This window comes from Kitasatospora sp. NPDC057965 (assembly GCF_042887135.1).
GTDB lineage: Bacteria > Actinomycetota > Actinomycetes > Streptomycetales > Streptomycetaceae > Kitasatospora.
Map to the genome: position 1 here is coordinate 18,366 of NZ_JBHVPZ010000037.1, position 25,322 is coordinate 43,687.

29 protein-coding genes are annotated in these 25,322 nt (G+C 73.5%); 11 read left to right on the top strand and 18 right to left on the bottom strand.

Features of this window, described 5'->3' with window-relative positions:
* Positions 1-16 precede the first annotated feature (16 nt).
* The 4 genes from ACFVVU_RS33765 to ACFVVU_RS33780 all read right to left on the bottom strand — a co-directional run bounded on the left by ACFVVU_RS33765 (position 17) and on the right by ACFVVU_RS33780 (position 2,769).
* Entirely contained in the window at positions 17-355 is a 339-nt protein-coding gene (locus ACFVVU_RS33765) for an RNHCP domain-containing protein (RefSeq protein ID WP_380681834.1), read from the bottom strand.
* 299 nt (positions 356-654) lie between these two features.
* Positions 655-1,650, bottom strand: a complete 996-nt coding sequence (locus ACFVVU_RS33770; protein ID WP_380681825.1) for an ABC transporter permease subunit — start codon at positions 1,648-1,650, stop codon at positions 655-657.
* A complete protein-coding gene (locus ACFVVU_RS33775) occupies positions 1,647-2,570 on the bottom strand; it encodes an ABC transporter ATP-binding protein (protein ID WP_387793855.1) in 924 nt (307 codons plus the stop codon). Before ACFVVU_RS33775 ends, ACFVVU_RS33770 begins: the two co-directional genes overlap by 4 nt.
* A gap of 13 nt (positions 2,571-2,583) precedes the next feature.
* Entirely contained in the window at positions 2,584-2,769 is a 186-nt protein-coding gene (locus ACFVVU_RS33780) for a hypothetical protein (RefSeq protein ID WP_380681823.1), read from the bottom strand.
* Between the two features lie 118 nt (positions 2,770-2,887).
* Here ACFVVU_RS33780 and ACFVVU_RS33785 point away from each other — a divergent pair, with 118 nt between their 5' ends.
* Positions 2,888-4,021, top strand: coding sequence for a sensor histidine kinase (locus ACFVVU_RS33785; protein WP_387793856.1), 1,134 nt, complete (start codon positions 2,888-2,890; stop codon positions 4,019-4,021).
* Positions 4,018-4,734 (top strand): response regulator, encoded by a 717-nt coding sequence (locus ACFVVU_RS33790; protein WP_380681821.1) that lies wholly within the window; start codon positions 4,018-4,020, stop codon positions 4,732-4,734. The genes ACFVVU_RS33785 and ACFVVU_RS33790 overlap by 4 nt, the downstream gene beginning before the upstream one ends.
* Here the strand turns inward: ACFVVU_RS33790 and ACFVVU_RS33795 are convergent.
* Positions 4,712-6,247, bottom strand: a complete 1,536-nt coding sequence (locus ACFVVU_RS33795; protein ID WP_380681820.1) for a histidine decarboxylase — start codon at positions 6,245-6,247, stop codon at positions 4,712-4,714. The two genes, ACFVVU_RS33790 and ACFVVU_RS33795, sit on opposite strands and share 23 nt — an antisense overlap.
* A gap of 160 nt (positions 6,248-6,407) precedes the next feature.
* On the opposite strand from ACFVVU_RS33795, the gene ACFVVU_RS33800 reads away from it, so the two are divergent.
* Positions 6,408-6,896, top strand: coding sequence for an Lrp/AsnC family transcriptional regulator (locus tag ACFVVU_RS33800; RefSeq protein WP_380681819.1), 489 nt, complete (start codon positions 6,408-6,410; stop codon positions 6,894-6,896).
* Positions 6,897-6,930: 34 nt separating this feature from the next.
* On the opposite strand, the gene ACFVVU_RS33805 is transcribed toward ACFVVU_RS33800, so the two are convergent.
* Positions 6,931-7,773 (bottom strand): isocitrate lyase/phosphoenolpyruvate mutase family protein, encoded by an 843-nt coding sequence (locus tag ACFVVU_RS33805; protein WP_387793857.1) that lies wholly within the window; start codon positions 7,771-7,773, stop codon positions 6,931-6,933.
* Positions 7,770-9,155: a hypothetical protein gene (locus tag ACFVVU_RS33810; protein ID WP_387793858.1), complete on the bottom strand. Its 1,386-nt coding sequence runs from the start codon at positions 9,153-9,155 to the stop codon at positions 7,770-7,772. Before ACFVVU_RS33810 ends, ACFVVU_RS33805 begins: the two co-directional genes overlap by 4 nt.
* A gap of 65 nt (positions 9,156-9,220) precedes the next feature.
* On the opposite strand from ACFVVU_RS33810, the gene ACFVVU_RS33815 reads away from it, so the two are divergent.
* The gene (locus ACFVVU_RS33815) at positions 9,221-9,925 is read left to right on the top strand and encodes an ArsR/SmtB family transcription factor (protein WP_380681816.1); all 705 of its coding nucleotides are present in this window, start codon (positions 9,221-9,223) and stop codon (positions 9,923-9,925) included.
* Between the two features lie 29 nt (positions 9,926-9,954).
* On the opposite strand, the gene ACFVVU_RS33820 is transcribed toward ACFVVU_RS33815, so the two are convergent.
* From ACFVVU_RS33820 to ACFVVU_RS33865, 10 genes are all read right to left on the bottom strand, one after another.
* The gene (locus ACFVVU_RS33820) at positions 9,955-10,473 is read right to left on the bottom strand and encodes a DinB family protein (RefSeq protein WP_387793859.1); all 519 of its coding nucleotides are present in this window, start codon (positions 10,471-10,473) and stop codon (positions 9,955-9,957) included.
* Entirely contained in the window at positions 10,470-11,273 is an 804-nt protein-coding gene (locus tag ACFVVU_RS33825) for a VOC family protein (RefSeq protein ID WP_387793860.1), read from the bottom strand. The genes ACFVVU_RS33820 and ACFVVU_RS33825 overlap by 4 nt, the downstream gene beginning before the upstream one ends.
* A 197-nt stretch (positions 11,274-11,470) precedes the next feature.
* Complete coding sequence (locus ACFVVU_RS33830) at positions 11,471-14,011, bottom strand: germacradienol/geosmin synthase (RefSeq protein WP_387793861.1); 2,541 nt, start codon at positions 14,009-14,011, stop codon at positions 11,471-11,473.
* 140 nt (positions 14,012-14,151) lie between these two features.
* On the bottom strand, positions 14,152-15,501 hold the full coding sequence (locus tag ACFVVU_RS33835; RefSeq protein WP_387793862.1) for a hypothetical protein: 1,350 nt from the start codon (positions 15,499-15,501) through the stop codon (positions 14,152-14,154).
* A gap of 5 nt (positions 15,502-15,506) precedes the next feature.
* A complete protein-coding gene (locus ACFVVU_RS33840; protein WP_387793863.1) occupies positions 15,507-17,468 on the bottom strand; it encodes a hypothetical protein in 1,962 nt (653 codons plus the stop codon).
* Positions 17,465-18,265 (bottom strand): TIR domain-containing protein, encoded by an 801-nt coding sequence (locus ACFVVU_RS33845; RefSeq protein ID WP_380681810.1) that lies wholly within the window; start codon positions 18,263-18,265, stop codon positions 17,465-17,467. The genes ACFVVU_RS33840 and ACFVVU_RS33845 overlap by 4 nt, the downstream gene beginning before the upstream one ends.
* Positions 18,266-18,346: 81 nt before the next feature.
* Positions 18,347-19,705, bottom strand: coding sequence for a helix-turn-helix domain-containing protein (locus tag ACFVVU_RS33850; protein ID WP_387793864.1), 1,359 nt, complete (start codon positions 19,703-19,705; stop codon positions 18,347-18,349).
* 163 nt (positions 19,706-19,868) lie between these two features.
* Positions 19,869-20,102 carry a hypothetical protein gene (locus ACFVVU_RS33855; protein ID WP_387793865.1) on the bottom strand — a complete coding sequence of 78 codons (234 nt, stop codon included), beginning with the start codon at positions 20,100-20,102 and terminating at the stop codon, positions 19,869-19,871.
* A complete protein-coding gene (locus ACFVVU_RS33860) occupies positions 20,099-20,236 on the bottom strand; it encodes a hypothetical protein (RefSeq protein ID WP_387793866.1) in 138 nt (45 codons plus the stop codon). Before ACFVVU_RS33860 ends, ACFVVU_RS33855 begins: the two co-directional genes overlap by 4 nt.
* An 8-nt stretch (positions 20,237-20,244) precedes the next feature.
* Complete coding sequence (locus ACFVVU_RS33865; protein ID WP_387793867.1) at positions 20,245-20,580, bottom strand: hypothetical protein; 336 nt, start codon at positions 20,578-20,580, stop codon at positions 20,245-20,247.
* A gap of 169 nt (positions 20,581-20,749) precedes the next feature.
* Between ACFVVU_RS33865 and ACFVVU_RS33870 the strand changes: the two genes are divergently transcribed.
* From ACFVVU_RS33870 to cyaB, 5 genes are all read left to right on the top strand, one after another.
* Positions 20,750-21,697, top strand: coding sequence for a helix-turn-helix domain-containing protein (locus tag ACFVVU_RS33870; RefSeq protein ID WP_387793868.1), 948 nt, complete (start codon positions 20,750-20,752; stop codon positions 21,695-21,697).
* Positions 21,660-21,791 (top strand): DUF397 domain-containing protein, encoded by a 132-nt coding sequence (locus ACFVVU_RS33875; RefSeq protein WP_355360616.1) that lies wholly within the window; start codon positions 21,660-21,662, stop codon positions 21,789-21,791. Before ACFVVU_RS33870 ends, ACFVVU_RS33875 begins: the two co-directional genes overlap by 38 nt.
* Positions 21,792-21,805: 14 nt before the next feature.
* Positions 21,806-22,972 (top strand): AAA family ATPase, encoded by a 1,167-nt coding sequence (locus tag ACFVVU_RS33880; protein ID WP_387793869.1) that lies wholly within the window; start codon positions 21,806-21,808, stop codon positions 22,970-22,972.
* A gap of 227 nt (positions 22,973-23,199) precedes the next feature.
* Positions 23,200-23,406, top strand: a complete 207-nt coding sequence (locus ACFVVU_RS33885) for a DUF397 domain-containing protein (RefSeq protein ID WP_387793870.1) — start codon at positions 23,200-23,202, stop codon at positions 23,404-23,406.
* Positions 23,407-23,422: 16 nt separating this feature from the next.
* Positions 23,423-23,980: a class IV adenylate cyclase gene (gene cyaB / locus ACFVVU_RS33890; protein WP_387793871.1), complete on the top strand. Its 558-nt coding sequence runs from the start codon at positions 23,423-23,425 to the stop codon at positions 23,978-23,980.
* On the opposite strand, the gene ACFVVU_RS33895 is transcribed toward cyaB, so the two are convergent.
* The gene (locus ACFVVU_RS33895) at positions 23,922-24,119 is read right to left on the bottom strand and encodes a type II toxin-antitoxin system VapB family antitoxin (protein WP_387793872.1); all 198 of its coding nucleotides are present in this window, start codon (positions 24,117-24,119) and stop codon (positions 23,922-23,924) included. The two genes, cyaB and ACFVVU_RS33895, sit on opposite strands and share 59 nt — an antisense overlap.
* Before the next feature lie 171 nt (positions 24,120-24,290).
* Between ACFVVU_RS33895 and ACFVVU_RS33900 the strand changes: the two genes are divergently transcribed.
* Together ACFVVU_RS33900 and ACFVVU_RS33905 are read left to right on the top strand one after the other, a co-directional pair.
* Positions 24,291-24,911: an HhH-GPD-type base excision DNA repair protein gene (locus tag ACFVVU_RS33900; protein WP_355360637.1), complete on the top strand. Its 621-nt coding sequence runs from the start codon at positions 24,291-24,293 to the stop codon at positions 24,909-24,911.
* A 61-nt stretch (positions 24,912-24,972) separates the two neighbouring features.
* Entirely contained in the window at positions 24,973-25,248 is a 276-nt protein-coding gene (locus ACFVVU_RS33905; protein WP_380681694.1) for a DUF2087 domain-containing protein, read from the top strand.
* Positions 25,249-25,322 lie beyond the last annotated feature (74 nt).

Below are 25,322 nucleotides of genomic sequence, written 5' to 3' on the forward strand. Positions count from 1 at the left end.
TTCTCGCGCGGGCGGTTCAGAGGGAGCCGAAGGCTTCGAGCGGGAACGGCGGCTGGGCCAGCGGCCGGACGGCGATGCGCATCAGGATGAGCTGGTTGTCGTCCCGGCAGACCGGGTTGGACGTCAACTCGTCGCAGCGAACGCAGCGGTGGACGAGCATCCAGTCGCCGGTGCGCAGCACGGCGATGGCGATCGGCGACATCCGCCCGTGGCAGGCGCTCGGGCCGCCCTCGACGTGGTCGAGGACGTGCTGCGAGTGCAGGCAGGACGGGCAGTGGTTGCGCCGCGCGCCGTCGGCGGCGAACGTGGACACGGTCAGACCGCACCAGGCGCAGCCGAAGGTGGCGGTCTTCAGGGCATTGCCGGCGCTGCCGGTATTGCCGGCGTTACCGGTGGTGTTGGTGGTGCTGGACACCCGGGGTGCTCCTTGCTGGAGGTCAACGATGACAGCAAGAGCAGGCCGAGCGGCCTCGACGACGATCCGTCAGGCAGTGTGGCGAGGCGCACTCGGCGCGGTCCGGAACATCAAGACACCCTCTCGAAGGGCACGGCGGCCCGTGGCAGACGGAACGGAGCGGCGAGCGTAACAACCCCGCCGACGCCCGTGCCAGCGAATTTCGGCCCGCCGCTCACACGCCGTCCCCACCGCCCCCGTCAGGCGGGATGCCGCCGGACCCGGTGGAACGCGAGGCCGGCCGTCAGCGCCGCCAGCACGGCGAAGAGCGCGGTCTCCCGGAGCTGGAAGGCCCAGTAGCGGTCGGCCGGCTGCTCGGCGATCTCGACATGGACGCCGCCCCCGGCCAGGCAGCCGGGCAGTTCGGCGAGCGAGCTGCGGTCCATGCAGTCCTGGAACCAGGCCGAGTGGCCGACCTCCCGCCCGGCGGCGTCGAGCATCGGGCTGGTCTCGACGACCCACGGCCCGCCGGGGACCCGCAGACCGCCGATGTCCCCGTAGGTGCCGATCTTCGTCAGCCGGCCGATCAGCTCGGCGGTGAGCGGCACCGAGGTGCGCACCGGCTCCTGGTAGGACGGGCGGACCAGCGCGGGCACGGCGATCTGCAGCGCGGCGAACACCACCAGCGTGGCCGCCATGGCGGGGACCGCGCGGCGCAGGAACAGGCCCAGGGTCGCGCCGAGCACGACGGCGAAGGCCGCGTAGCCCAGCGGGGCGAGACCGCGCGAGGCGAAGAGCTCCGGTTCGAAGCGGTTGCCGAGGACGGCGGTCACCGGGCCGGTCGCCCAGGTCAGCAGCAGGCTGTACAGGCCGACGGCGGCCACGCCCGCCAGGCCGACCAGGCCGAGCTTGACCGCCAGCCACCGGCCGCGGGTGACGCTCTGGTTCCACACCAGCCGGTGCGTGCCGGCCTCCAGCTCCCGGGCGACCAGCGGGGCGCCCCAGAACACGCCGATCGCGCCGGGGACGGCGAGCAGCAGGTAGCCGAGCAGATCGGCCCGCAGGCGGTAGCGGTCGGCGAAGGCACCGAGCGGTCCGGCGCAGTCGGCGCGGCCGCCCGCGCAGTGCGCGAGGGTGTCGGCGTGGGCGTCGTGGATCTGCGTGCCGAGCACGACGAGGTACCCGGCCAGGAGCAGCAGGGCGGCCAGCCCCACGAGCGCCTGGGCGCGGAACTGGCGCCAGGTCAGCCAGATCATCGGTGGTCCTCCACGGAGGTCGGGGTGGTGGCGCCGGCGGCCCGGCCGAGGTGGGCGAGGACGAGCTCTTCGAGTCCGACGTCCCGCACCGCCCAGGGGCCGCCGGCCAGCAGCGAGCGGTCGGCCCGCACCACCGCGGTGACCGGGGCGGCGACAGGCGCGCCGGCGGTATCGTCCCGGGCGGGTTCGACGGGCGTGATCACCTCCGCCCCGGCGGGCAGCCCCGCGAGGTCCCGGCGCCGGCCGGTGACCAGGACGTGACCCGCCAGCAGGTCCGCCACGTCACCGGCCAGTTGGACCCGCCCGTCGGCCAGCACGATCAGGTGGTCGCACACCCGCGCCACGTCCGGCAGCGCGTGCGAGGAGAGCACCGCGGCCGCGCCCAGTTCGCCCACCGATTCCAGCAGGTGGTCCAGGAAGGCGTGCCGGGCCAGCGGGTCCAGGGCCGCCGCGGGCTCGTCGAAGATCAGCAGCTCGGGCCGCTTGGCGGCGGCGACGGTCAGCGCGAGCTGCGCCCGCTGGCCGCCGGAGAGCCGGCCGGCCCTGTGCCGGGGGTCGAGGTCGGACCGGGCGAGCCGGCGGCGGGCGAGCGCCTCGTCCCAGCCGGGGTTGAGCCGGGCACCGAGGCGCAGGTGGTCGGCGACGGAGAGGTCGGCGTAGACCGGGGCGTCCTGCGCGACGAAGCCGACCCTGGCCAGGTGGGCGGGCCCGGCGGCGGGCGGAGCGCCCAGCACCCGGATCGTGCCCGAGCTGGGAGCGGTCAGTCCACAGGCCAGCTGCAGCAGGGTCGACTTGCCGGCGCCGTTCGGGCCGACGAGTCCGGTCACCCTGCCGGACGGGACGTTCAGGTCGACGTCGACGAGCGCGTGGTGGCGGCCGTACCGCTTGCCCAGCCGCACGGTTTCCAGTACCGGTGTCATGGTGCTCCCCCGGTCAGCCGCGCCGCGCGCGCTTGCCGCGCCACGACCGGACGAGGCGGAACAGGCCGTGGCCGGCCGCGGCCAGGACGGCCAGATTGAGCGCCCACCAGGCGTAGAGCAGCGGACTGCGCTCGGTCTTCTCGGGTCGGACCGCCAGCAGGTCGGCGAGCAGGGTGGGTGCGGAACTGAGATCAACCATGCGCCCAGCCTGGGCAACCGCCGCCGCTCGCCGCAGCGGCCGAAGGGACGGTCCGCGCCCGCCGGGTCGTACTTTCGGCCGGTTCGACGCCGGCCCCGGATCGCCTAGCGTGAGCCGGGTGAGTACAGCGAAGCGTTCGGCGGCACGGGTCGACGCGGCACTGGCGGTGCTGTTCGCCCTGACCCTGGTCGTCATGGCCGTCCAGTACGCCGCCCAGGGCCGGGTCTGGGCCTTCGACACGGCGACGGGCACCGCCGTCTGCCTGGTCGCGCTCGGCCGCGGGCGCCACCCGGGCTGGGCCGCCGCCCTCGGGCTGGCGCTCGCGGGCGCCGCGGCGGTGACCGCCCGGCTCGCCCACCTGCCCGGCGAGCCGGGGGCCGCCGCCGTCCTGGGGCTGCTCGTCCTCGGCGGCGCGGCCGTGCGGACGCTCGCCCGGGGGCAGGCGGCCGCGGTCGCGGTGGCCGGGCTGGCCCTGATGGCGGCCGGACTGCTGACCGTCGAGGGGCCGGGCACGCCGTTCCGGGTCGGGATCGAGGTCTGGATCCTCGCGCTCGCTGCCGGGCTCGGCCTGCGCCTGCTCGACCACCGCCGACGGGCCGCCGTCGAGGCCGTTCGCCGGGAGGAACGCCTGGCCCTGGCAAGGGAGTTGCACGACGTGGTCGCCCATCACATCACCGGCGTCGTCGTCCAGGCCCAGGCCGCCAGGATCGTGGCCCGGCGGCAGCCCGGAAGTCTGGACGCCACCCTCGCCGGGATCGAGGACGCCGGCGGCGAGGCACTCGCCTCGATGCGTCGGGTGGTCGGCCTGCTGCGCGACACCGAGGACGTCGCCAGCACCGCACCCGCCGTGCCCGGTCCGGAGCAACTGGCCGGTCTCGTCGAGCGGTTCGAAGGCCACGGCCCCGCGGTGGACCTGCGGCTGCCCACCGATCCGGCCCCCTGGCCGCCCGAGGTGGCCACCACCGTCCACCGGATCGTCCAGGAGTCCCTCACCAACATCGCCCGCCACGCCGCACACGCGCGCGCCGCCACCGTCGACATCGACCACGGAGCGGACACCCTCACCGTCACGGTCACCGACGACGCCGCGCCCGTCCGCACCCGGCCGCACAAGCAGCCCGGCGGCTACGGCCTCATCGGCATGCGCGAACGCGTCGAGGCGCTCGGCGGCCGGCTCTCCGCCGGACCGCGCCCGGACACCGGCTGGTCGGTCCGCGCCGCCCTGCCGCTCCCCGGGAAGAGGGCCCGTTGAGCATCCGCGTCCTGCTCGCCGACGACCAGGCGATGATCCGCGGCGGCCTGCGGCTCATCCTGGAGGACCAGGACGACATCACCGTGGTCGGCGAGGCCGCCGACGGCGCCACCGCCGTCGAACTCGCCCGCCGGCTACGGCCCGACGTCTGCCTGGTCGACATCCGGATGCCCGGCCTCGACGGCATCGATGTCACCCGCGCCCTCTCCGGGCCCGGCGTCGCCGACCCGCTGCGGGTGGTCGTCGTCACCACCTTCGACCTGGACGAGTACGTCCACGGCGCGCTGCGCGCCGGCGCGGTCGGCTTCGTCCTGAAGGGCGCCGCCCCCGCGCTGCTCGTCGAGGCCGTCCGCGCCGCCCACGCCGGCGAGGCCCTGCTCTCCCCCGCCATCACCCTGCGCCTGCTGCGCGACCTCGCCCCGACCCGCCCGGCGCCCGTCGCCCGCCCCGCCCAGCCGCTCTCCCCGCGCGAGACCGAGGTCATCCGCGCCATCGCCCGCGGCCGCACCAACCAGGAGATCGCCGCCGCCCTGTTCATCACCCTCAGCACCGTCAAGAGCCACCTGGCGACCGTCCAGAGCAAGCTCGGCCTCCGCAACCGCGTCGAGATCGCCGCCTGGGCCTGGGAGTCCCGCCTCATGGACTCCCCGGCCCGCCCGGCTGACGGCGGACAGGAGGGTGGAGCGCCGGTCAGGCCCGCGTGGCGAGGATGACCGGGTCGCGGGCGAGGTCGGACAGCAGGGCGTCCAGCTTGGCGCGGTCCACCGAGGGCATCAGGAAGACGTGCACGTAGCCGCGCAGGGTCGTCGGGTCGCCGGGGGTGGTCAGGACGTTCTCGCAGGACAGCGACCACTTGGCGACCAGGTCGGCGCTGGGCTTGCGGAACCGTACGGTGATCGCGCCGGGGGTGCGGGCCGGCCAGAGCTCGACGCCGGTCTCCGCCTCCAGCTCGTGGAGCCGGCGCTCCAGGTGGCCGGCCAGCTCCTGGGAGCGGCGGATCCGCTCGACCTGGTCGCGGTAGGAGTGCCGGGAGAGGTGGTCCCAGAGCACCAGCGGGGAGAAGCCGTTGCGGGAACCGGCGAAGGTGCTGTCCGGCGCGCCGATGTACTCGGGCTGGGTCGGCGGTTCGAGCTGGTACTTGGCCTTCGTCATGAAGACGCCGCACGGCCACGGCACGCCGGCCCACTTGTGGCCGCTCATCGCGATCGACGCGACGAGGTCGACGTCCTCGCCCGCCCGGTTCGGCAGCGTGAGGCCGAAGTCGAACTCGGGTGCTCCGGCAGCGGGTTCGGGCGCCCAGCCGTACGCCCCCGGGTCCTCGGCCGCCATCCGCAGGAAGGGGGCGTATCCGGCGCCGAGCGCGCCGTCGACGTGGATCCAGAAGCCCCGGCGCTCGTCACCGCCGCCGGCGGGCAGCAGGCCGTGGCGCTCGAAGACCGGCAGCAGCCGTTCGCACGCGCCCCGGACGTCGTCGTGGGCGCCCTTGAACGTGCTCCCCAGGTTGAAGTTGACGAAGATCGGGTGGCCCTTGGCCGCGAAGAACTCCACCAGGACCGCCAGCGCGTCCACGTCGACGGCGCCGGGGCCGTCCCAGGAGTGGCCGGACGGTCCGGACAGCGAGGGCACCTCGGCGGGCCAGTCGCCGCCGAGCGGGCACTCGCCCGGGTAGTCCGCCGTACCCACCGCGTGGAAGGTGTCGACGCCCAGCACCCGGACGGCCTTGGCGAAGGAGTAGTGGGTGTCCTCCGAGTAGAACGCGACCGGGCGGGGCGCGCCGGGGCGGGTCAGGTAGTCGCGGGCGTTCCAGAGGGCGTACATGTTGCCCTCGGTGGAGCCCATGGAGAGCATGTAGCCCCAGTACGACTCGGGGTCGGCCGGGTCGTACGGGCGCCCGGCGTGCCAGAGGCGCGCGTAGTAGTCGAGCACCGCGCGCTCGACGATCTTGGTGTTCGGCTTGTAGCCGCCGCTCTGGAACGGGTCGCCGAGGTTGTTGATGTTGCTCAGCATGAAGCGGGCGAGGTCGAGGGCGCTGCCCGCGAGTTCCTGGGTGGCCTGGTAGCCGACCAGGTGCCGGCGTTTGCGCGTCAGGTAGCCGTCCATCCGGTCGAGGGCGCGCAGCCGCTCACCGTCGGTGAGGCCTTCGACGGGTATCGCGAAGTCCCCGCTCTCCGGCTCCGCGTCGATGTGCACCGGGGCGGCGGGGGTGACGGCGGTGGTCGGGCTCATGGGTGCGGCGCTCCGGGTTCGCTGGGACGGGGTCGGCCCAGGGCCGCTCGCCCGACAGGATGGAACTTTCCGCCATTCGAGCGAAAGCCTTCCGCAGAAGATTCGGAAACAGGCACTCCCGCCTTGCGGATCTGCGCCCCGGTCGAGGACTCTGACCGGCGTGCCGAATTTTCCGCAGGCCCACCGGGCGCCCGTCGACGACACCGACCGCGCGATCCTGCGCGTCCTCGCCGAGAACGCCCGCACACCCAACAACGCGCTCGCCGAGGCCGTGGGCATCGCGCCCTCGACCTGTCTTGCGCGGGTGCGCGCGCTGCGCGAGCGCGGCATCATCCGCGCCTTCCGCACCGAGATCGACCCCGCGGCGATCGGTCTGCCGCTGCAGGCGATGATCTCGGTCCGGCTCCGGGCGCACACCCGCGAACAGAACGAGAGCTTCCGGAGCACCGCCCCCGACCTGCCGGGCGTGCTCGCGGTGTTCCACATGGCCGGGTCCGACGACTACCTGCTGCACGTCGGCGTGGCCGGCCCGGAGGAGCTGCGCGACTTCGTCGTGGACCACCTCACCACCCACCCCGCGGTGGCGCAGACCCGGACCAACCTGATCTTCGAGCAGATACCGGGCCGCCGGTACCTGACCAACGACTGACGTCGGCCGACCGACGGCCGACCACCGCCCCCGACTACCGCCCGTCGGCGTACAGGGCCTGGACGGCGGCGTAGCCGGGGGTGTCGCCGGAGGCCGACGCCGCCGGGGCGCCGGAGCGGATGGCGAGGGCCGTGGAGACGGCGGCGGCGAGGCCGGTGCGGTAGAGGTACGAGCCCAGGCTGACCCGGGCGACGCCGAGGGCAGCGAGTTCGGGGAGGCTCGGGCCGGCCGGGGTCCAGAGGATGTTCAGCGGCCGGGCGAGGCCGGCGCAGAGCCGCTCGATGGCCGCCGGATCGGTCAGGCCGGGGACGAACAGGCCATCTGCGCCCGCCAGTTGGTAGGCGTCGAGACGGCGGTCGGTCTCCTCGGCGGGGCCGGGCAGGGCCAGCCAGTGGGAGTCGGTGCGGGCGTTGACGAACAGGGCCGGGGCGGCGGCCTTGATCGCGGCGATCTTGGCGGCGTGCACGGCGGTCGGGGTGAGCGTGCCGTCCGGGCGGCCGTCCTCCAGGTTGATGCCGACGACCCCGGCCGACACCAACTCGACGGCGTACGCGGCGACTTCGGACGGGTCGTCGCTGAATCCGTTCTCCACGTCCACGGAGAGCAGGTAGCGCCCGGAACGGCCGAGCCGGCGGGCCAGCCGGAGCGTCTCGTCGCGGGTGGCCGCGGCACCGTCGGGCAACCCGGCCGCCGCCGCGACGCCGAGGCTGGTGGTGCCGACGGCGGCGAAGCCCTGCTCGGCGAGAACGGCGGCGGAGGCGTGGTCCCACGCGTTGGGGAGCAGCAGCGGCTCGCCGGGGCGGCGGTGCAGGGCGGCGAACGGGGTGTCCAGCAGGACGTGGTTCAGCGGGGCGCGGCTCATCGGGGCGTGGCTCATCGGGGCGTGGTCCTCTCATGCGGGCGGAGGTCGCCGACGGCGTTCGCGTAGTACGCGGACTCGGCGACGTGGAAGGCGATCCGGCGGAACGACCAGCCGGTTCCGGGCGAGCGGTCGAGCTGGCCGGGGTCGAGCGCGGCGAGGCGGGCGGACCAGATCCGGGCGAGCCGGGTGAGCCTGCTGCGGGCCTCGTCCAGGTCGGCCGGGGTGAACGGCGCGAGGTCGGCGGGGGTGGTGACGGCGGAGGCGTGCCAGTGGTCGGGCTGGGTCGGTTCACCGGCCAGCCGGGCCTCCAGCTCCGCCAGGTGGTCGAGGAGATGGTCGGTGACCCGGCGGATCGCCTTGTGCGGGGTGTACGTCCGGCCGTCGGCGGTGACCGGGCGGCCGTCCCACCCGGTCCACGTCGCGGCGAGGGCGAGGACGTGCTCGACCATGGCGGGCACGAGCCCCACGGGGTCGCGGTCGTCGGTGGCCGGACCGGGCTCGGCCGCGGACGCCTCGGGCGCCGAAGCCTCGCCCCCGGACGCCCCGCCCTCGACCGGCGGGACGGCCGAGGCGCCGTGCAGGATGCCCGACGCGACGGCGAGCGCGTGCGTCCGGCCGGGGCAGAGCCTCGGCGGGGCGCCGAAGGTCAGCGGCGGCAGGTCGGGGCGGTCGGCCTGGGCGGCGGCGACGTCGAGCAGCACGTCCGCCCCGGCCGGCACGGGCACCCCGCCCACCTCGGTCGGCCGTGCGGCGCGGCGGCGCATCGTCCGCACCGGCGGGTCGTGCCGCAGCGCGGCGCCGAGCGGATCCGCCTCCCCGGCCCCGGCCGCCCGCGCGTGCTCCACCAGGGTGGCGGTGGCGTCGCAGGCCTGGACGAGCAGTCCGATCCGGTTGGCCGCCCGTTCCACGCCCTCGGCGTCCCCGGCGTCCCCGGCGTCCCCGGCGTCCCCCACGTGTTCGCTCCCCGGGAGCATCCGGGGCAGCAGCCAGGCCACCGCCGCGTCGGCCTCCGGGTCCTCGGGCCGCTCCACGAAGTACGACCGCGCGACCACCCCGACGGCCCGCGCCACCTCCTCCGGCTCCGCCAGCCCGAGCGCCTGCGCGAGGACCCGGACCGCCCGAACCCGGACGTCCGCCTCGAACCCGGCCGCCGCCGCCAGGCGCAGCGCGTCCGGGTCGAGCCCGGCGAGGTCCCCCTCGACGAACGCCCGCCGGACGGCGTGCCGCTCGCCCGCGCTGAACCGGGCCACCGTGGCGCGCAGCCAGGCCATGCCGCCGACCGGCCCGGACTCGGCGGGCGGCGGCACCAGCGCCGGATCGGCGAGCGCGGCGGTCACGTCCTCGTACCGGGTGAAGGAGAGCACGGCAACGGCGGCGGAAGTGGTGGGATCGGCCATGTCCGCCACGCTAGGTCCGAAACGTTTCGGCCCCCGCCGAACCGTGTCCGCGGCACCATGGACCCATGTCCCTCGCCCACCTCGCCGGTCTGCTCGCCGATCCGACCCGCGCCGCGTTCTGCATGGCCCTGCTCGACGGCCGCGCCTGGACCGCCGGTGAGCTGGCCCGGCACGCCGGGGTGGCGCCGTCCACCGCGAGCGAGCACCTGTCCCGGCTGATCGCCGGCGGCCTGCTGGCCGAGGACCGCCAGGGCCGGCACCGGTACGTCCGGCTGGCCGGCCCGGAGGCCGCCACCCTGATCGAGGACCTGGCGTCCTTCCCGCTCCCGGCCGGGCCGCCGGACCGGGCCTCCTCCCCCGCCCCCGGTTCCCTGCGCGAGGCCACCCGGACCAGCGCCGAGGCCCGCGCCCGCACCTGCTACGACCACCTGGCCGGCCGCCTGGGCGTGGCCGTCCGCGACGCCGTCCTCGCCCGCGGCCTGGTGGCGGACGAGGACGGCCCGGCCCTCACCGACCGCGGCCGGTCCTGGCTGGCCGACCTGGGCGTGGAACTGCCGCCCCGGGCCGGACGCTCCGGCGGCCGACCGGTGGTCCGCGCCTGCCTGGACTGGACGGAGCGGCGCAGCCACCTGGGCGGCGCGTTCGGCGCGGTGCTCTGCCGGACGGCGCTGGACCGGGCCTGGGTCGAGCGGATCGGCTCCGGCCGCGCCCTGCGGGTGACCCCGGACGGCGACCGCGCCCTGCGCGACCTCCTCGGCGTCACGCTCTGAGCGGCCGCCACCCGGGGGAATCCCCCCGCTCAGCCCATCGTCTTCGCCCCGTCCAGCGCCTCCCGGATGATGTCGGCGTGCCCGGCGTGCTGCGCCGTCTCGGCGATGACGTGCAGCAGCACCCGCCGCACCGACCAGACGGCGCCGGGCTCGAACCACGGCGCCTGCGGCAGCGCGTGCACCCGGTCGAGGTCCGGCACGCTCACCACCAGCGCGTCCGTCTCGGCGGCCACCCGCTCGTAGCCGGCGAGCAGCCCGGCCAGGGTCTCGCCCTCGGCCATCCGGAACTGCGCCTGCCAGTCCGCCTGTCCGCCCGGTTCGGCCCTCATCGCCTCCGCGCCGCCCACCACGAACCGCATCCAGCGCGCCTCCGTCCCGCTGACGTGCTTGATCAGCCCGCCCAGGCACAGCTCGCTGACCGTGGTGCGGCGGGCAGCCTGCTCGTCGGTGAGGTCGCGGACGGTGTGCCGCAGGAAGCCCCGGTGCTTGTCCAGCGTCTGCAGCAGGTCGGCCCGCTCGCCCTGCGGCACGGCGCCGCCGGAGGTCACTCCGCCACCAGGCCCGGCACGTCGCCGGACGTCTTCCCGAGGTCGATCACGCCGAACGCCGCCCCCTGCTGGTCACCGACGGCCGCGAACCGGCCGAACGGGCTGTCCATCGGGCCGAAGTACAGCTTCCCGCCCCGCTCGGTGATCCTGGCGATCGTCGCGTCGCAGTCGTCCACCGCGAAGTACACGCTGACGTAGTTCGGCGCCTCGGGCGGCAGGTCCTTCGGGCCCGCCTGCATCCGGCCGAGCACCGGCTGCTCCCGGACGTGGAAGATCTTGTAGTCGACCTGCCCGGAGTCCATCCGCTTCACGGCGTACGGGAAGACGGCGGGGAAGAAGCCGTCCGCGGCGGCGCCGTCGCGGGTGATCACCTCGGCCCAGGTGTACGCGCCCGGCGCGCCCTGCTTCTCGAAGCCCTCGTGGGTGCCGGCCTGCCAGACGCCGAAGACGACGCCCGCCGGGTCCTTGGCGATCACCATCGAGCCGAACTCGCCGACCGCCATCGGGCCCATCAGTACCTCGCCGCCGTTGCCGCGGATCTTCTCGGCGGTGCCGGCGGCGTCGGGCGAGGCGAGGTAGAGGCACCAGGCGGAGACCGCCTCGCCCTCCTGGTTCGGCATCGGCGGCACGATCGCGGCGACCGCCTTGCCGTCGGAGTAGGCCTGGGTGTAGTTGCCGTACTCGGAGGAGGACTCGCCGAAGGTCCAGCCGAGCACATCGCCGTAGAACGCCTTGGCGCCCTCCAGGTCGGCGAACATCGCGTCGGCCCAGCAGGGCGTTCCCTCGGGTAGCACAGCCATGACGAAGCCCTCTCGTATGTGACGATATGCCCCGTTTCGCCACCCTAGCCAGTCCGCCACCCGTCCGCGCGCGCAGCGCGGCACGACGGCGGCCCGTCGGGGCCGGAACCCCCGACGGACCGCCGCACACCCTCCGGCCGGCCGACCGGCCACCCGAACGGCCCGCTACCCGAACGGCCCGCTACCCGACCGGCCCGCTACCCGACCGGCACCCGGCCGATCGCGCCCGCCGGCGTGGCCGCCGACGTCCCCAGCCCGGTCGGCCGCACCAGCAGCGCACCCAGCACCCCGCCACCCGGCTCGACGGCCTCCTCCGCGACGGTGCCCGGTGCCCCGGCCGCCTCCCGTCCGAAGTGCCGCAGCAGGTCCTCCTCGCGGTACCGCCGGCAGCCCTCGTGCCAGCCCAGGATCCCGGCGAGCCAGTTCTCCAGTTCCCTGACGTACCCCGCGATCACCGCCCGCGCCGGCCCGTCCAGCCCGAAGTCCTCGAACAGCACCGGGAATTCCTCGGCCGCCACGTGCCGGAACTGGTCGAGCCGCGCGTGCATGAGGTCGTCGACGATCCGCACCGCCGCCGGGTAGTCGCAGTTGAAGAAGTTCTGCACCACCAGGACGGCGTTGTGCACCTCGCCCTCGAACTCGATCTCCTTCTGGTACGAGAACAGGTCGTTCATCATGCACGCGTAGTCGGCGGCCGCGTTCTCCAGCGAGCGCATCGGGCCGCTGACGTAGACCCCGGCCGGTACGACGGCCCCGTGCGCCAGCCGGGCGAGGCTCATCGTGAGCTCGGAGCCGAAGGTGGCCCGGCGCATCTCCAGGTAGTCGACCGGGTCCGGGATCCGGTTCTGCACCTGGTTGTTGAGCTCCCAGATCCAGCTCAGCGTCATCGTGACGACGGCCTCGCGCAGCTTTCCGCGCGCCTCGGCGGTCATCGGCCCGGCGGTCCGCTCCCAGAGGTCCGCCAGCCCGCGCTCCAGCGCGGTGAGCGGCTCCGCTCCCGGCTCGCCGTCGACCGGCATGAGCAGCTGGAACCGCTCGTGCGCGGCCTTGGCCCCGGCCAGGTCGCCGGTCCGGCCGAACGCCACCGGGAAGTAGTCGTCCGCGTAGGTGCCCCAGGCCAACCAGTCGGTGGTGAGGTCGAGTTGGTCGGCGCTGGCGTCCGGGTGGATGCCGGCCGCGCAGAGCGCCAGGTCGTAGTCGGCCATGCTCTCGGCGGTCCACACGCCCGCGGTCGGGTCGCCCGGCCGGATCTCCAGCAGGCCCGTCCGGCCCGCCCAGTCGAGGGTGTGCAGTCGCGAGGACTCCAGGTAGGGGCTCAGCTCGACCTTGAACGGCAGCCGGAACTCCGGCAGTTGCGACGGCCCGACGGCCTGGAACGGCACGTGCGCGTGCGACCGCGCCCGCCGCACCCCGGGGTCGACGTCCCCGCGCGAACCCCCGACCGGACCGGTCCCGGGCGACTCCAGCGACGCGCCCGAACCCGTCGCCCCCAGCCCGAGGGCCCCGGGAGCCCCGACCCCGAGAGCCCCCAGCAGCGCGGCCACCGGCGACTCCCCGACGGTCGGCGCCCAGGCCTTGGTCACCGGCCCGGACCGGCTCAACGAGCCCAGCTCGTCGGCCAGATCGTCCAGGGCGCCGTTCGACTTCAGCACGTCCAGCGCCGAGGTGCCGACCCCGCCGATCGCGAACGGGTCCCACCACGCGGCCTCGCCCGCCCCCGCCGTGCCCGACGCGTCAGCCGCCGCCCCGCCGTCGTTCATGTACCGGCTGGACCGCAGGTGCCACTCGTGCCCGCCGGCCTGCCAGTCCTGCAGCCCCTTCACATAGGCCAGCACCGCGGCGCAGCCCTCCGGGTCCAGCCCGGTGTCACCGAACAGCTGCGGCAGCTCGGTGACGACGGTGTTCTCGAACTGCTGGAGGCGCGAGGTGAGCAGGTCGTTGACGGCCTCGGCCGCCTCCTGCGTCGTGCACTCCAGGAACTTCTCCAGTACCAGGACGCCATTGCTGAGCTCGCCCTCGTCCTCCACCTCGCGCTGGTACGAGAACAGGTCGTTGCGCAGGTGGACGCCGTCCGAGAAGGCGTCCATCAGCACCCGCAGCGGCCGCGAGCCGGACACCGTCGCCGGCACCTCCGCCCCGGCCGCGTACTCGATCAGCCCGGCCGACCAGGGCGCGCCGCCCACCTTGCGGCGCATCTCGATGTACTCGACGGGGTTGGAGACCCGGCCCGCGTTGATGTTGGCGAGCTCCCAGAGCGACTCGTTGAGCAGGTTCCGGGTGCTCTCCGCGAACCGCACCCGCCAGTCCTCGCCCATCGCCGGCACGGTCCGCCGCCACAGGTCGGCGAGCCCGGCCTCGACCGGGTTGGTCGGCTCGGGCACGGCCGCGGCCGGGTCGGCCGGCATGAACAGCGGCAGCCGGTCCAGGTACGCCTTGCCGCCCACCCGGTCGTTGGTCCGCTTGAAGACCTCCAGGAAGTGGTCGTCGAAGAAGAACACCCAGACGTACCAGTCGGTGACCAGCGCCAGCGCCTCGGCGGACGCGTCGGGGTGGGTGTAGGCGCAGAGCAGTCCGTAGTCGTGGGCGTCCAGATCCGCTTGCGTCCAGACCCCTGACCCTTCCAGCATGCCCATCTCCCGGGCCCATCCGGAGGAATGGGCCCGGGCGTGGTCGAGATGCGGGTTGAGCCGCGCCGGGTGCGGCACGTAGAAGGACGGCAGTTCGAACGGCTGGGACACCGGGCGAGCCTTTCTGGACGCGTCGACAAGGCCGAATCAGCTTTACCCGAGTTCAACGATCTCAGCCGGAGAACCGGAACAGTCATATGAGATTTGCCGACCCACTCGAACACTTGCCCAACTCGCCGCCCCCGACTGGATCATTCGTGCGACTGGTCGGCCCCACCCCACCCTTCCTCGGCCCCGCCGCCCGCCACCCGCGGATCCCCGCTGACGGAACCGCGCAGCACCTCCCACGCCGAGGTCACCGGCCCGGGCCCGGCCTCGCCCCCACCCTGCGGCTGCACCGGCCCCATCACGAACACCCGCTGCCCCGGCACCCCACCGGGCGCGTCCGGCGGCGCCGCGTCCGGCGAAGGCTCTGCCGCGCCCCCGTCATCGTCCCCGAGAGTCGCCCGGATCCGCGCCGCCTCCTCGGGCCGGCCCGCCGCCTCGGTGATCCGGGCCACCCGGTGGGCGTAGACCTTCTGCTCATCGGCCTGCGCGAGCTTGATGTCGCGCATCAGGTTGTTCAACGGGCCGATGACCGAAGGCTCCTGGTTCTGCGGCCGGACCGGACCGAACGCCGGCTCCCCGCCGAAAACCGCCCCCGGCCCGCCGGCCGAACCGCCGCCCGCGGCCGCCACCGGCGCGACGCCGTTCAGGAACGGCACCTCGTCCGCCCGCCCCGCGCCCGGCGCCACCAGGTGCTCGTACAGCAGGTCCACCGCCTGGTCGTTGGCCGCCGCAGCGAGCTGCGCCAGCGGTCCGATCATGTCGACCGCCTCCTGCACCTCGTCGTCGTTCCGCGACAGCCACCACACCACCGCGCTGCCGGGCGTCTTGAGCACGTCCTCACCGAGGTACGTGCGCTTGCTCCGCTCGTACCTCCGCTCGTGCTCCCAGATCTCCTCCGCCTTGCGGACCTCCGCGAGCTTCTCCAGACGTCGGCGGTCCGCCTCCGGCAGCTCCAGACCGACCTGCCCGGCCATCGCGACCACGATCCCGTAGCCGTCCGGGCTCGGCGTCCCGAGCACACCGTCCAACTGGTGCCGGACCAGCTCCGGCCGCCCGGGGTGCTCGCGCTCGGTGACGGCCCTGGCACGGGCCAGCACCGCGTCGATCGCCAGACTGCCCGGCGCGGCGTGGGCGACACCGCCCGGGTCGGCCAGCTCCCGGAACCAGACCGTCGCGGAGAACAGGAAGTCGTAGTCCGGCACCGCGCTCGGCAGGGCCACACCCGTCACCGAGGTCGACCGGTAGGGCTGCTCGACCGGCGGCTGCGGAACCGGCGGCGGGATGTAGGGCGGCACCGGTGCGGCGGCCTGCGGAGGCGGAGCCGCCGGCGGGACCTCCGGCCGCACCCGTGCCACCGAGGTCAGCAGCACCACCGCCACCACCGCCGCGGACGCCGACGACCAGAGCCAGACCGGCCACCCCATCCCCAGCCCCAGCGCCGCGGGCACCACCCCGGCCGCGACGGCCAGCGCCGCCGTGCGCGTCTTCTCCATGGAGCTCACCTGGTCCTCTCCTCGGACCGCAGGGCCCGAACCGGGTCGTCCGGCTCGATGCCCTGCGCGATGTCGATCTTCTGCCAGAAGCGCGACGCCACCTCGGCCCGCGCGAACCGCTCGTCCCGCGGGCCGTCGACGGCCCACGCGTGTGCGGTCAGGTACAGCGCGGTCAGCCGCTCCGGCCGCGCCTCGGCGGCCTCCACCAGCACGTCCAGCAGCCGCTCACCCGCCTGCGGCTCCACCCGGACGGCCGCCAGCCACCGGTGCGCCGTCTCCGCCCACTGCTCCCGCCCGGCCACCGCCAGGACCTTGGCCCAGGTGGCGGCCAGCGCGTCGTCCGGCACCGCACGCCGGGGCGGCGGCTCACCCACCAGCTCCAGGAAGAGCCGGACGTCGGCCTGCCAATCACGCCTGGAGGCCAGCCCGTCCCAGAACCGGGCAAGCAGCTTCAGGTACAAACGGCCGTCCTGTCGGACCAGTTCGTACAGCGTCTCCCGCACCTCCTGCGCAACCGGTCCGGTCCGGCCGGTCCGGCGCGCGAGGTGATGCAGTCGAACGAGGGCCTGGTCCGGGTGCGTACGGGCCATGACCTCGACACAGGCTCGGGCCAGCACCCGGGCCAGAGTGGGCGAGGGCTGGTCGATCGCCCACTCGTAGATCTTGGACCGGAACCCGGCACCGTAGCGCTCGTGTTCGAGACCGAGCCGGAGCACGGTCATCGCCTCGGCCGCCCGCCGGGGGTCGGCGGCCCACTTGCCCGCGAGTCCGTGCAGCACCCGCCAATCGGCGGCCCGCAGGCTCTGCTCCGCGAAGCGTTCGACCAGCCGCCGGCGGTCCGCCGCCCCGAGCGCGGGGTGCGGCGCTTGCACGACGTCCTCCACCCACCGGCCGAGCCCCTCCCGCAGCCCGGGCATGTACGTCCAGAAGTGCGTGCGGACGGCCGCGTCGTACGCCAGCGCGACGAAGCGGATCCGACCGCGCGCATCGATCTCCAACGACGGCAGCGCCTTGAGCCGTTCGGCCAGGTCGGCCCGTTCCAGCAGCGGCCTCTCGTCCGGAGTGTGCGGGACCAGACCGAGCAGCCGGTCGGCGTGGTGGAAGACCGCGTCCGCGGAGGCACCGGCCAGCATCGCGACCGACAGCAGCAGCGCGCGCTGCGGGCCCGACTCCAGGGCGGCGACCCTCTGTGCCACCTCCCCGGCCCGGTCGCCGAGCGCGCCGAGCGCCTGGCTGATCCACTCGGCGGCCGGCCCGGCCGGGGCCGCCGCCTTCGCCTGGGCCACCAGGCCGGCGAAGCGCTGCACATCACGCATGGCGAAGCCGCGCAGATGAGCGGTGAGTTCGACCCCGCGAAGGTCCTCCGGGTCCAGCTGGACCAGGTCGTACTCCAGGTGCCGGCGCAGCACCGCCAGCTCTCGCGGCCGCCCGATCCCGACCACCAGCTGCCGGAGCGCGGGGAGCAACAACTCCTGGTCGGCCGAGGGGAGGACGGCGACCATACGAGCGCCCGCCTGCTCCACCCTGCCCCAGTAGCCGTACAGCAGCGCCTGGGCGGCCTCGTAGTCCTCCTCCGCGATGTTGGAGAGGTCCAGCAACAACCGGTCACCGGGCTCCGGGACCGTGGTGTCCTCCCTCTCCCGGAAGAAGGACAGCTCGACGAACGAGGTGGTCGGGCCCTGCGGCTCGTGCAACAGCATCACGGCGGCGGTCCGCCGCCCGCTGCCGGGCGGCCCGGCGAGCAGAACGGTGGTGCCGGGCGTCTCCAGCCTGCTCCTCGCCTCGTCGAAGCCCTGCGGCCGGACGAACCGGCGCTGCAGCCAGAGCCGGTGGTCAAGGGCCACCCGGGACGGATCCACCTTGGGGCGGGGCAGCCGGAAGTCTCCCCCGAACACGTTGTACTGCGGGCCCGGCCCGGTGTTGGTGGGCCCGCGCGCCTCGTCGATCCAGGTACCGCCGTCCGTCACCGGTCCCGGTCCTCGCGCTCCGCCCGGCGGCCGTCGAACCACTGCTGCGCCGTCCCCCGCTCGACGTAGTTGCCGCCGTCGCCGTTGAAGTGCACGCCGCCGCTGCGCAGGTCGTTGTGCTGCGGCCCGTCCCCGGTGTGCACCGGACCACTGGCGTTGTTGATGAACGTCCCCACGTCCCCTCCGACGTTGCCGATGCCGCCGCTCTGGCGGTGCGTGTAGTCCCGGGCCTGGACGACGCTGCCGTCCACCCGGCCGACCCGGTTGCGGACGTCGCCACCGGCCTCGCCGCCGGCGTCCGCGCTGCGCGCGATCTCCCGCTGCGCCTCGGCGAGCCGGGGCACCGCCTCGGCGAGGTCGTCGCCGATCCGGGCGAGGTCCCCGTCCGCGTTGCGGGTGTCCAGCCGGCGGTACTGGCAGTCGGCCAGCTCGGCCAGCTCCGGCGGCAGCTCGTGCCGGTTGAGCCGGGTGGCCCGGCCGATCAGCACGGGGACGACGAGGGCGCCGCTCTCGAAGGCCTCGACGATCTCCCGCCGAGTCCAGTCCTCGGGGTCGTCGAGCGCCCGGGAGCCGTCGGCGGTGCGGGCGTCGGCCCAGCGGTCGCCGATGACGGCGATCAGCACGCTGCTGCGGCGCACGGCGGTGAGGAGTTCCTGCGGGAAGCGGCGGCCGATCTTGATCGACTTGCTGGCGCGGAACACCCGCTCGCTGCCGAACCGCCGGGAGAGCTCGCGTTCGATCATGGCGGCGCCGGTGTCCTCGTCGCTGCTGCGGTAGTTCACGAAGATGTCGGGCATGGCGGAAACACCTCTCCGGTGAAGGGGACGGCCGGAACGGCCGGGTCGGGTCGGCGCCGGGGAAGCGCGACGGCGGGGTCCTCAGGACCTGGGGTGGAGTGCGGCGGCGAGGGCCGGCTGGAGGTCCCGTACGGCCGGGTCGGCCCGGAAGCGGGAGAGCTCGCGGTCCAGCCGGGCGACGTCGGTCGCGATCGTCGCCGACCGCAACCCGGTGACCAGCGGCAGCAGTTCGGCGGCGATCGCGCACGCGTGCGCGGCCTCGCCGGCCGCCGCGTGGGCGAGGGCTCGCCGCAGGCCGTACCGGGCGCGGGTGCGCACGGCGTGCGCGGGGATCCCGGCGCACTCGCGGTCGAGCACCTCGGCGGCCTGGGCGGGGCGGCCGAGGTCGTACAGGCACCAGCCGGTGACCATGGCGGCCGGGTCGGCGAGATTGCCGGTGCCGAGCACCGGTCCGCCGCCACCCCCGTCGGCGGCGGACCGGTCGAACAGCTCGCGCGCCCGGTCGAGGCTGCGCAGGCTGGCGGTGTGGTCGCCGGCCAGGGCGTGGCCCTGGGCCTCCCGCTGGGCGGCGAGGCCGCGGATGCGCGGCGGCAGCCGGCCGTCCCGGGCGACGGGGTCGACCAGGCCCACGGTGGCGGCGGCGTCGCCCGCGTAGAAGGTCACGAGGGCGCGGCGGACGAGGGTGTACGAGCCGAGGTCCCGGTCGTCGCCGCCCTCGGCCAGCTCGACGGCGCGGGCGGTCCACCAGAGCGCGGACGGGTTGTCGCCTGCCTCCTGCGCCATCCACCCGGCGAACTCGGCGTACCGCGCGGCGAGGCCGAGCAGCCGGATGCGGGCCACCGTGTCGGCCTGGAGGGCGAGTTCGCGCAGGGTGTGGGTCTGCACGGTGAGCATGGGCAGCAGCAGGGCGGGGTCGGTGCTCTGGCCGAGCAGGCGCATCTGGTCGAACTGGGCGCGGAAGATCTCCGTCGGCGAGACGTCCGGCCGGGGCACCTCCCGGACCCCTTGCGCCCCCTGCACCTCCTGCGCCACCGCCCGGCCCGCTCCGGCCGCCCCCGCGACGCCCAGCCCCAGCACGGACGTCGCACCTGCGGCGAGCAGTTGGCGCCGCCCGAGGCCGCCGGGCCAGCGGACGCCGTCGCGGTCGACCCGCAGGAGTACGGACTCCTCGTCGGCCGCGATGTCGCCCGCCCCCGTTCCGCGTCCGGCGGGCCCTTCGGGCGGCGCCAGTCTCTCCAGCTCGCCTCCGGCGCCCAGTTGGGCGTCGCAGCGGCGGGCCAGATCGGGCGGCGGGACCTTCTGCCCGCGTTCGATCTTGCTGAGGTGACCCTTGCTGTAGTTGAGCAGCTCCGCGAGCCGGGTGAGCGTCAGCCCGGCCGCGAGCCGCCGCCTGCGCAGCTCGGGGCCGAACTCACTCGCGGGCGAACTGGACATGCGCATGCCAACCCCCTCCTCGGGAACCACCCGGTCACCTGTCGTCGTCCCGGGACCGGAAGCGGACTCTCCCCTGCTTCCGCCAAGAATGGTGGCACGCGCATCGGCGGGCCGAACGGGGAATGCGGGCGTTTCCCGTTTCCTCTTTTCCGCCGTGCCGACAAATTGGCTACTCGCCTTGCGGACAAACCGAGTTCGCCGGGTCGCCCTCCTCTCCTCGCCGCCTCCTTTCCCAGGCCGGAATACCGATCATCAGTGCGACGGAGTTCACCGCCCACCACACCAGCCGACGGACGCCGGGCCGCCCGGGATCCACCAGCAGCGCGGCGAGGGTCGAGAGTCCGACGGAGGCGGCGACGATCAGCAGAACGGCGCACACCTCCGTCCGGACGTGCGGCTTCACGCCCGGAGCCCCTTGCGGGCCGGGCCGGCCGAGGGAAGCTTGATGCCGACGGCCGCGAGCGCGGCCCGGATCCCCTCGAACACGGCTTCGGCACACCGCCGTTCGGGCTCGACCGGCCGTCCGAGGATGCTCACGCGACCGTTCACTCCCCCTGCACGCCGTCGGCCCGAACGAGCCACCGGGGGTCGGCCTCCCACTCGACGCCACCCTTCCGGGGGCGCAGGTGGACCTTGCCGCACTGCTCGCCCATGAACACGCCCCACCGGGCGGTACGGGCGTCGAACACGACCTCGCCCTGTTGGGCGGGGCGGTAGGGGCGAGCCGGGGCGACGGGGCGGGGGACGGCGGCGGGAGCGGCGGGCAGCAGGTCGGCACTGCGGAAGCGGGCCTCTGGGATGGCGTCGCCACAGCGGGGGCAGCGGCACGGGGGGAAGTTGCGTTCGATGACGATCGAGGGGACTTCCTGATTGTTGGTCATATTAGTTCTCCTGTCATTCGCTGACGATCCACATCCGCTATCGAAAATGAGAGCGGGTGGGTTTCGCGGAATCGGTTGCGAAATGATTCTCGACCTGTGAGCGTTGGGTAACCAAGCGATTCCACAAGAGACTTCAGGCGTTCTTGACGCCGGGGAGAGGTGGGGGACGATGGCCCGCCGCAAGGTCGAGCCCGGAGACCGCCCCAGGCAGTGGGGTGATGAGCTGGCGTTCTGGAGGAAGGCGGCCGGTCTGAGCCAGGAGGAGCTGGCCCAGATCGTGAACATGCATCAGACACGGGTCTCCCAGTTCGAGCTGGGCAAGGCCTTCCCGGTTCGACGAGACGTCGAGCTGTTCGACGCGGCGGTGGGAGCGGGCGGCCAACTCGTCCGCAGCTTCGAGCTCGTGGCGCCCTACATTCGGGACTACTATCCCGACTGGTTCGAGGAGTTCACCCGCTCAGAGCTGAAGGCCAGGATTGTCCGCGAGCTGCAAGCCGGACGTATCTCCGGCCTGTTCCAGACCGAGGACTACATGCGCACCCTGTTCACCGCACAGGTGCCGAATCGCACTCCGGATGAGATCGACACCATGGTTCAGCGCCGCGTGGAACGGCAGAAGCGCGTGATCTGGTCCACGGCCCCGCCCCGCGTCCTGGTCATCCAGGAGCAAGCAACCCTGGAGAGGACCGTCGGCGGCCCCACGGTCATGTTCGGCCAACTCCAGCATCTGCTCACCGTCATGCAGCTCCCGCACGTCACCGTGCAAGTTCTGCCCTTCTCTGCGACGGAGGTGATCCGCATGCAGGAAATGATGATGCTTGACACAATCGACGGCCGTCGACGCGTCTACTCGGAGAGCATCAACCGTGGCCACTTCATCGACGAAGAGGTCGAGGTGGACCTCTGGGACGCTGTCTATGATCGGGCCAGAGCCGCGGCCTTGTCGGTGTCGGAGTCGGTCGACCTGATCAGCCGCATCATGAGAGGACTGTCGAACCATGTCCGAGGCCATCGATCTGTCGACCGCACGCTGGTACAAGAGCAGCTACTCCGAGGGGAACGGCGGCGGCTGCATCGAGGTGGCCCCCGGCTACCCCCGCACCGTCCCCGTCCGTGACAGCAAGGATCCCCATGGCCCGTCCCTCACCTTCACCTCCACGGCCTGGGCTTCCTTCGTCACCGGTGTCCGCACCGGCGACTTCGACGCCTAAGAAGGAGTCCGGGGATGTACATCACTCAACTGAGGATCTCCGAGATCCTCGGATTCCGTGGCCCCCGCAATGTTGACCTCAGCTTCGAACGCCCCGACGGCACTCATGCGGGTTGGACCGTCCTCGCCGGACGCAACGGCTCCGGCAAAACCTCCATTCTCCGCTGTATCGCGCTGGCGGCCATCGGACCCGAGGCCACCAGATATGTCACACCGAACCCCTGGGCCTCGTCCGAGGGCGAGATAGCGATCCACGCTACGAGCAGCCGGGCGCTCCTCGTCGCGGGTTACGGACCCTTCCGCCGCCTCTCCTCAAGCATCTCGCTCAGCCCGGCCACCGCCGGAATTCCGGAGGAAATCCACGCCGGCCGCAGGGTCGCCACCCTCTTCAACGAGGAGGCGACTCTGGTCGAAGGGATGGCTTGGCTCCTCAACCTCCATCTCCAGCGCCTGGAGAAGCGCCCCGGTGCCAGCGGTCTTCTCAATACCGTCCTCTCCCTGCTCGGCGACGGGCTTCTCCCTGACGGGTACCGAATCTCCCGAGTGGACTCCCGAGGCCTTTGGGTCGTGAACGGGGACGGACGCTTTCCCCTCGGCGAGATGAGCGCCGGCTACCGCAGCGTCACCGCGCTCGTCCTCAACCTCGTCCACAGCCTTCACGACGTCCACCGCGACCTGGATGTCGGCCGCTCCAAGATCGCCAAGAAGACCATCCTCAACCCGGGCGTGGTGCTGATCGACGAGATCGACGCCCACCTCCACATCTCCTGGCAGAAGCGGATCGGCGGCTGGCTCAAGGCCCACTTCCCGAACATCCAGTTCATCGTGACCACCCACAGCCCGTACGCCTGCCAGGCCGCAGACCCGGGCGGCCTCATCCGCCTCGCCGGCCCCGGCGAGGAGCGCTCGCCCGAGGTCGTCGGCCAGGACCTCTACCAACGCATCATCTACGGCAGCGGCGACGACGCGGCACTGTCCGAACTCTTCGGTCTCGATTCCCCCTACTCACCGGCCGCCGACGAGCTCCGCCACGAGCTGATCGCACTCGAAGAGGCCGTGTTCGCGGGTACCGCCACCAAGCGCCAGACCGCTCGCTACCACGAGCTCGCCGGGATCCTGTCGAGTTCCAGCGCCGCCCGGGTCGACGAAGTGGCCGCGCGCCTCAGCGGTGGCGGCAAGTGATCCCACTCCAGCGCTCACCGATCGACAACAGGTTCCAGTCCCGCCTCACCCGGGCGTCCAGCCCGATCCTGGCGGCCCCGGCCAACACGGACCTGGCCCGCGAGCGGTGGAAACAGAGCCGAATCCCCCGGCGCCCCAGCCGTCTTCGGGCCCGAGGTCACCACCGCCCTACGCCGCATCCGAGGCGTGGTTCTCCCACTCGCTCCACTCCCGTGAGGACTGATCCGATGCCCCAGAGCACAGCCCTCTCCCTGTGGCGCAAGAGCAGCTACTCCGGCGGCAACGGCGGCAACTGCGTCGAGGTGGCCCAAGGCTCCCCCCACACCGTCCCCGTCCGTGACAGCAAGGACCCAAACGGCCCCGCCCTCACCTTCACCCCCGCCGCCTGGGCCTCCTTCCTCACCGCCCTCCGCACCGGCGACTTCGACCACTGACAGGGGATCACACACCATGCAGTACATCGAGGTCGAGCAGAAGTTCCGACTCCTCAGCCCCTCCGCCGAGTTGAAGGCTCAGCTCACCGCCCTCGGCGCCACGCCGGGGCGGCCGACGCGGCAGGTCGACACGTACTACAACGCGCCGCACCGGGACTTCCTCGACAACGACATCGTCTCCGAGTGGCTGCGCGTCCGGGTCGAGGACGGGGCGGGGGCGTCGGTCAACTTCAAGCGGTTCCATCCCATCGCGTCGCCGGTCAAGACGCACTGCGACGAGTACGAGAGCGGCATCGGCGACGCCGAGGCCGTCCGGCGGCTGCTCGGTTCGCTCGACTTCGCGGAGCTGACCGTCGTCGACAAGACGCGTGAGGAGTGGCACATCGACGGGATCGCCGTCGCCTTCGACAGCGTGGCCGGCCTCGGCGACTTCGTCGAGTTCGAGTTCAAGGGCGACGCCGACACGGTCGACCGGGCCACCGCCCGCCTGGAGGCGTTCATCGCCACCCTGGACATCAGGCTCGGCGACCGGATCCACCTCGGCTACCCCCACATGACCCTCGGTCTGGAGTAGCCGACGCCGCCGACGGCCTCCGCACGGCCGGCGCCTCGCGCAGGGCCTTCTCCACCGTCTCGGCCGGGGTCGCCGTACCCGGTACCCGGGCTGCTCGCGCGAGCAGCCCGTCATCCAGGTCGAGTGCCGTTCGACTCACCCGTTCACCACCCGCCTTTCCATCACCAGTGTTTCCGGTCCGGATAGTTCCGCCGACGAACCACCGCCTGGTTCCAAGGAATCACCCGGTCATGGCGTGTTGACGCGGCCGCCTCACCCCCCGTCCAGCAGACTGGGCGCGACCCGAGTCCACGCTCCGAGGAGGCATCCCATGAACGTCACCGTGCGGCTCGCGCAGCAGCCTCAGGCCGACGAGCTGCTCGGCCGGAGCCCGCTCGCCGCGCTCGTCGGGATGCTGCTGGACCAGCAGGTGCCGATGGAGTGGGCGTTCACCGGGCCGCTCACGATCGCGCAGCGGCTGGGGCACGAGGACCTCGACGCGCACGAGATCGCCACCTACAACCCGGAGGAGTTCGTGGCGCTGTTGTGCGAGAAACCGGCCGTGCACCGGTATCCGGCGGCGATGGCGAAGCGGGTGCAGCAGCTCTGCCAGTTCCTGGTGGCGCAGTACGACGGGGACGCCGGTGCGCTGTGGAAGGACGTGGCGACCGGGCGCGAACTGCTCAGCCGGCTCAACGCCCTTCCGGGGTTCGGGAAGCAGAAGTCGCAGATCTTCCTCGCGCTGCTCGGCAAGCAGTACGGCGTCCGGCCGGAGGGCTGGCGGGAGGCGGCCGGAGTGTACGGCGAGGAGGGGGCGTTCCGTTCGGTCGCGGACATCACCGGGCCGGATTCGCTGGAGCAGGTGCGCGCCACCAAGCAGGAGGTGAAGCGCGCCGCCAAGGAGGAGAAGGCGGCGAAGGAGGCCCAGGCGAAGGCCAAGGCCCGGGTCTGACACCGCGGTCGGGCGCCGCAAACCCGTTGCCCACCGCCGCCCCGCGCGCGACGCTCGGGACATGACCGATGCCGCCGTCGCCCCCGCCGTGTCCGCGCTGTTCGCCCCCGACGGCCGGCTGATCGCCGTACCCCGCCGGGCCGCCCGCCGCGAGCAGCTGCTCGACCACCTCGCCCGGACGCTCTTCGAGCCGGACCGCTCCTACACCGAGCGCGAGGTCAACGACGCCCTGCGGACGGTGCACGACGACTTCCCGGCCCTGCGCCGCTACCTCGTCGAGGGGCGGCTCCTCATCCGTGCCAAGGACGGCAGCAGCTACCGGCGCGCCGACGCCTGAGGACTCCCCCGGTGCGCACACGAGAGGCCCCGGCCGCGCACAGCGCGCGACCGGGGCCTCCGCACGATCCCGAC

Coding starts and splice junctions, on each gene's coding strand:
- ACFVVU_RS33870 (WP_387793868.1), top strand. CDS start 20,750: ATGGCCCGCCGCAAGGTCGAGCCCGGAGACCGCCCCAGGCAGTGGGGT.
- ACFVVU_RS33775 (WP_387793855.1), bottom strand. CDS start 2,570: ATGACACCGGTACTGGAAACCGTGCGGCTGGGCAAGCGGTACGGCCGC.
- ACFVVU_RS33780 (WP_380681823.1), bottom strand. CDS start 2,769: ATGGTTGATCTCAGTTCCGCACCCACCCTGCTCGCCGACCTGCTGGCG.
- ACFVVU_RS33770 (WP_380681825.1), bottom strand. CDS start 1,650: ATGATCTGGCTGACCTGGCGCCAGTTCCGCGCCCAGGCGCTCGTGGGG.
- ACFVVU_RS33905 (WP_380681694.1), top strand. CDS start 24,973: ATGACCGATGCCGCCGTCGCCCCCGCCGTGTCCGCGCTGTTCGCCCCC.
- ACFVVU_RS33805 (WP_387793857.1), bottom strand. CDS start 7,773: ATGAGCCACGCCCCGATGAGCCGCGCCCCGCTGAACCACGTCCTGCTG.
- ACFVVU_RS33845 (WP_380681810.1), bottom strand. CDS start 18,265: ATGCCCGACATCTTCGTGAACTACCGCAGCAGCGACGAGGACACCGGC.
- ACFVVU_RS33885 (WP_387793870.1), top strand. CDS start 23,200: ATGCCCCAGAGCACAGCCCTCTCCCTGTGGCGCAAGAGCAGCTACTCC.
- ACFVVU_RS33810 (WP_387793858.1), bottom strand. CDS start 9,155: ATGGCCGATCCCACCACTTCCGCCGCCGTTGCCGTGCTCTCCTTCACC.
- ACFVVU_RS33825 (WP_387793860.1), bottom strand. CDS start 11,273: ATGGCTGTGCTACCCGAGGGAACGCCCTGCTGGGCCGACGCGATGTTC.
- ACFVVU_RS33900 (WP_355360637.1), top strand. CDS start 24,291: ATGAACGTCACCGTGCGGCTCGCGCAGCAGCCTCAGGCCGACGAGCTG.
- ACFVVU_RS33865 (WP_387793867.1), bottom strand. CDS start 20,580: ATGACCAACAATCAGGAAGTCCCCTCGATCGTCATCGAACGCAACTTC.
- ACFVVU_RS33815 (WP_380681816.1), top strand. CDS start 9,221: ATGTCCCTCGCCCACCTCGCCGGTCTGCTCGCCGATCCGACCCGCGCC.
- ACFVVU_RS33880 (WP_387793869.1), top strand. CDS start 21,806: ATGTACATCACTCAACTGAGGATCTCCGAGATCCTCGGATTCCGTGGC.
- ACFVVU_RS33850 (WP_387793864.1), bottom strand. CDS start 19,705: ATGCGCATGTCCAGTTCGCCCGCGAGTGAGTTCGGCCCCGAGCTGCGC.
- ACFVVU_RS33795 (WP_380681820.1), bottom strand. CDS start 6,247: ATGAGCCCGACCACCGCCGTCACCCCCGCCGCCCCGGTGCACATCGAC.
- cyaB (WP_387793871.1), top strand. CDS start 23,423: ATGCAGTACATCGAGGTCGAGCAGAAGTTCCGACTCCTCAGCCCCTCC.
- ACFVVU_RS33835 (WP_387793862.1), bottom strand. CDS start 15,501: ATGGAGAAGACGCGCACGGCGGCGCTGGCCGTCGCGGCCGGGGTGGTG.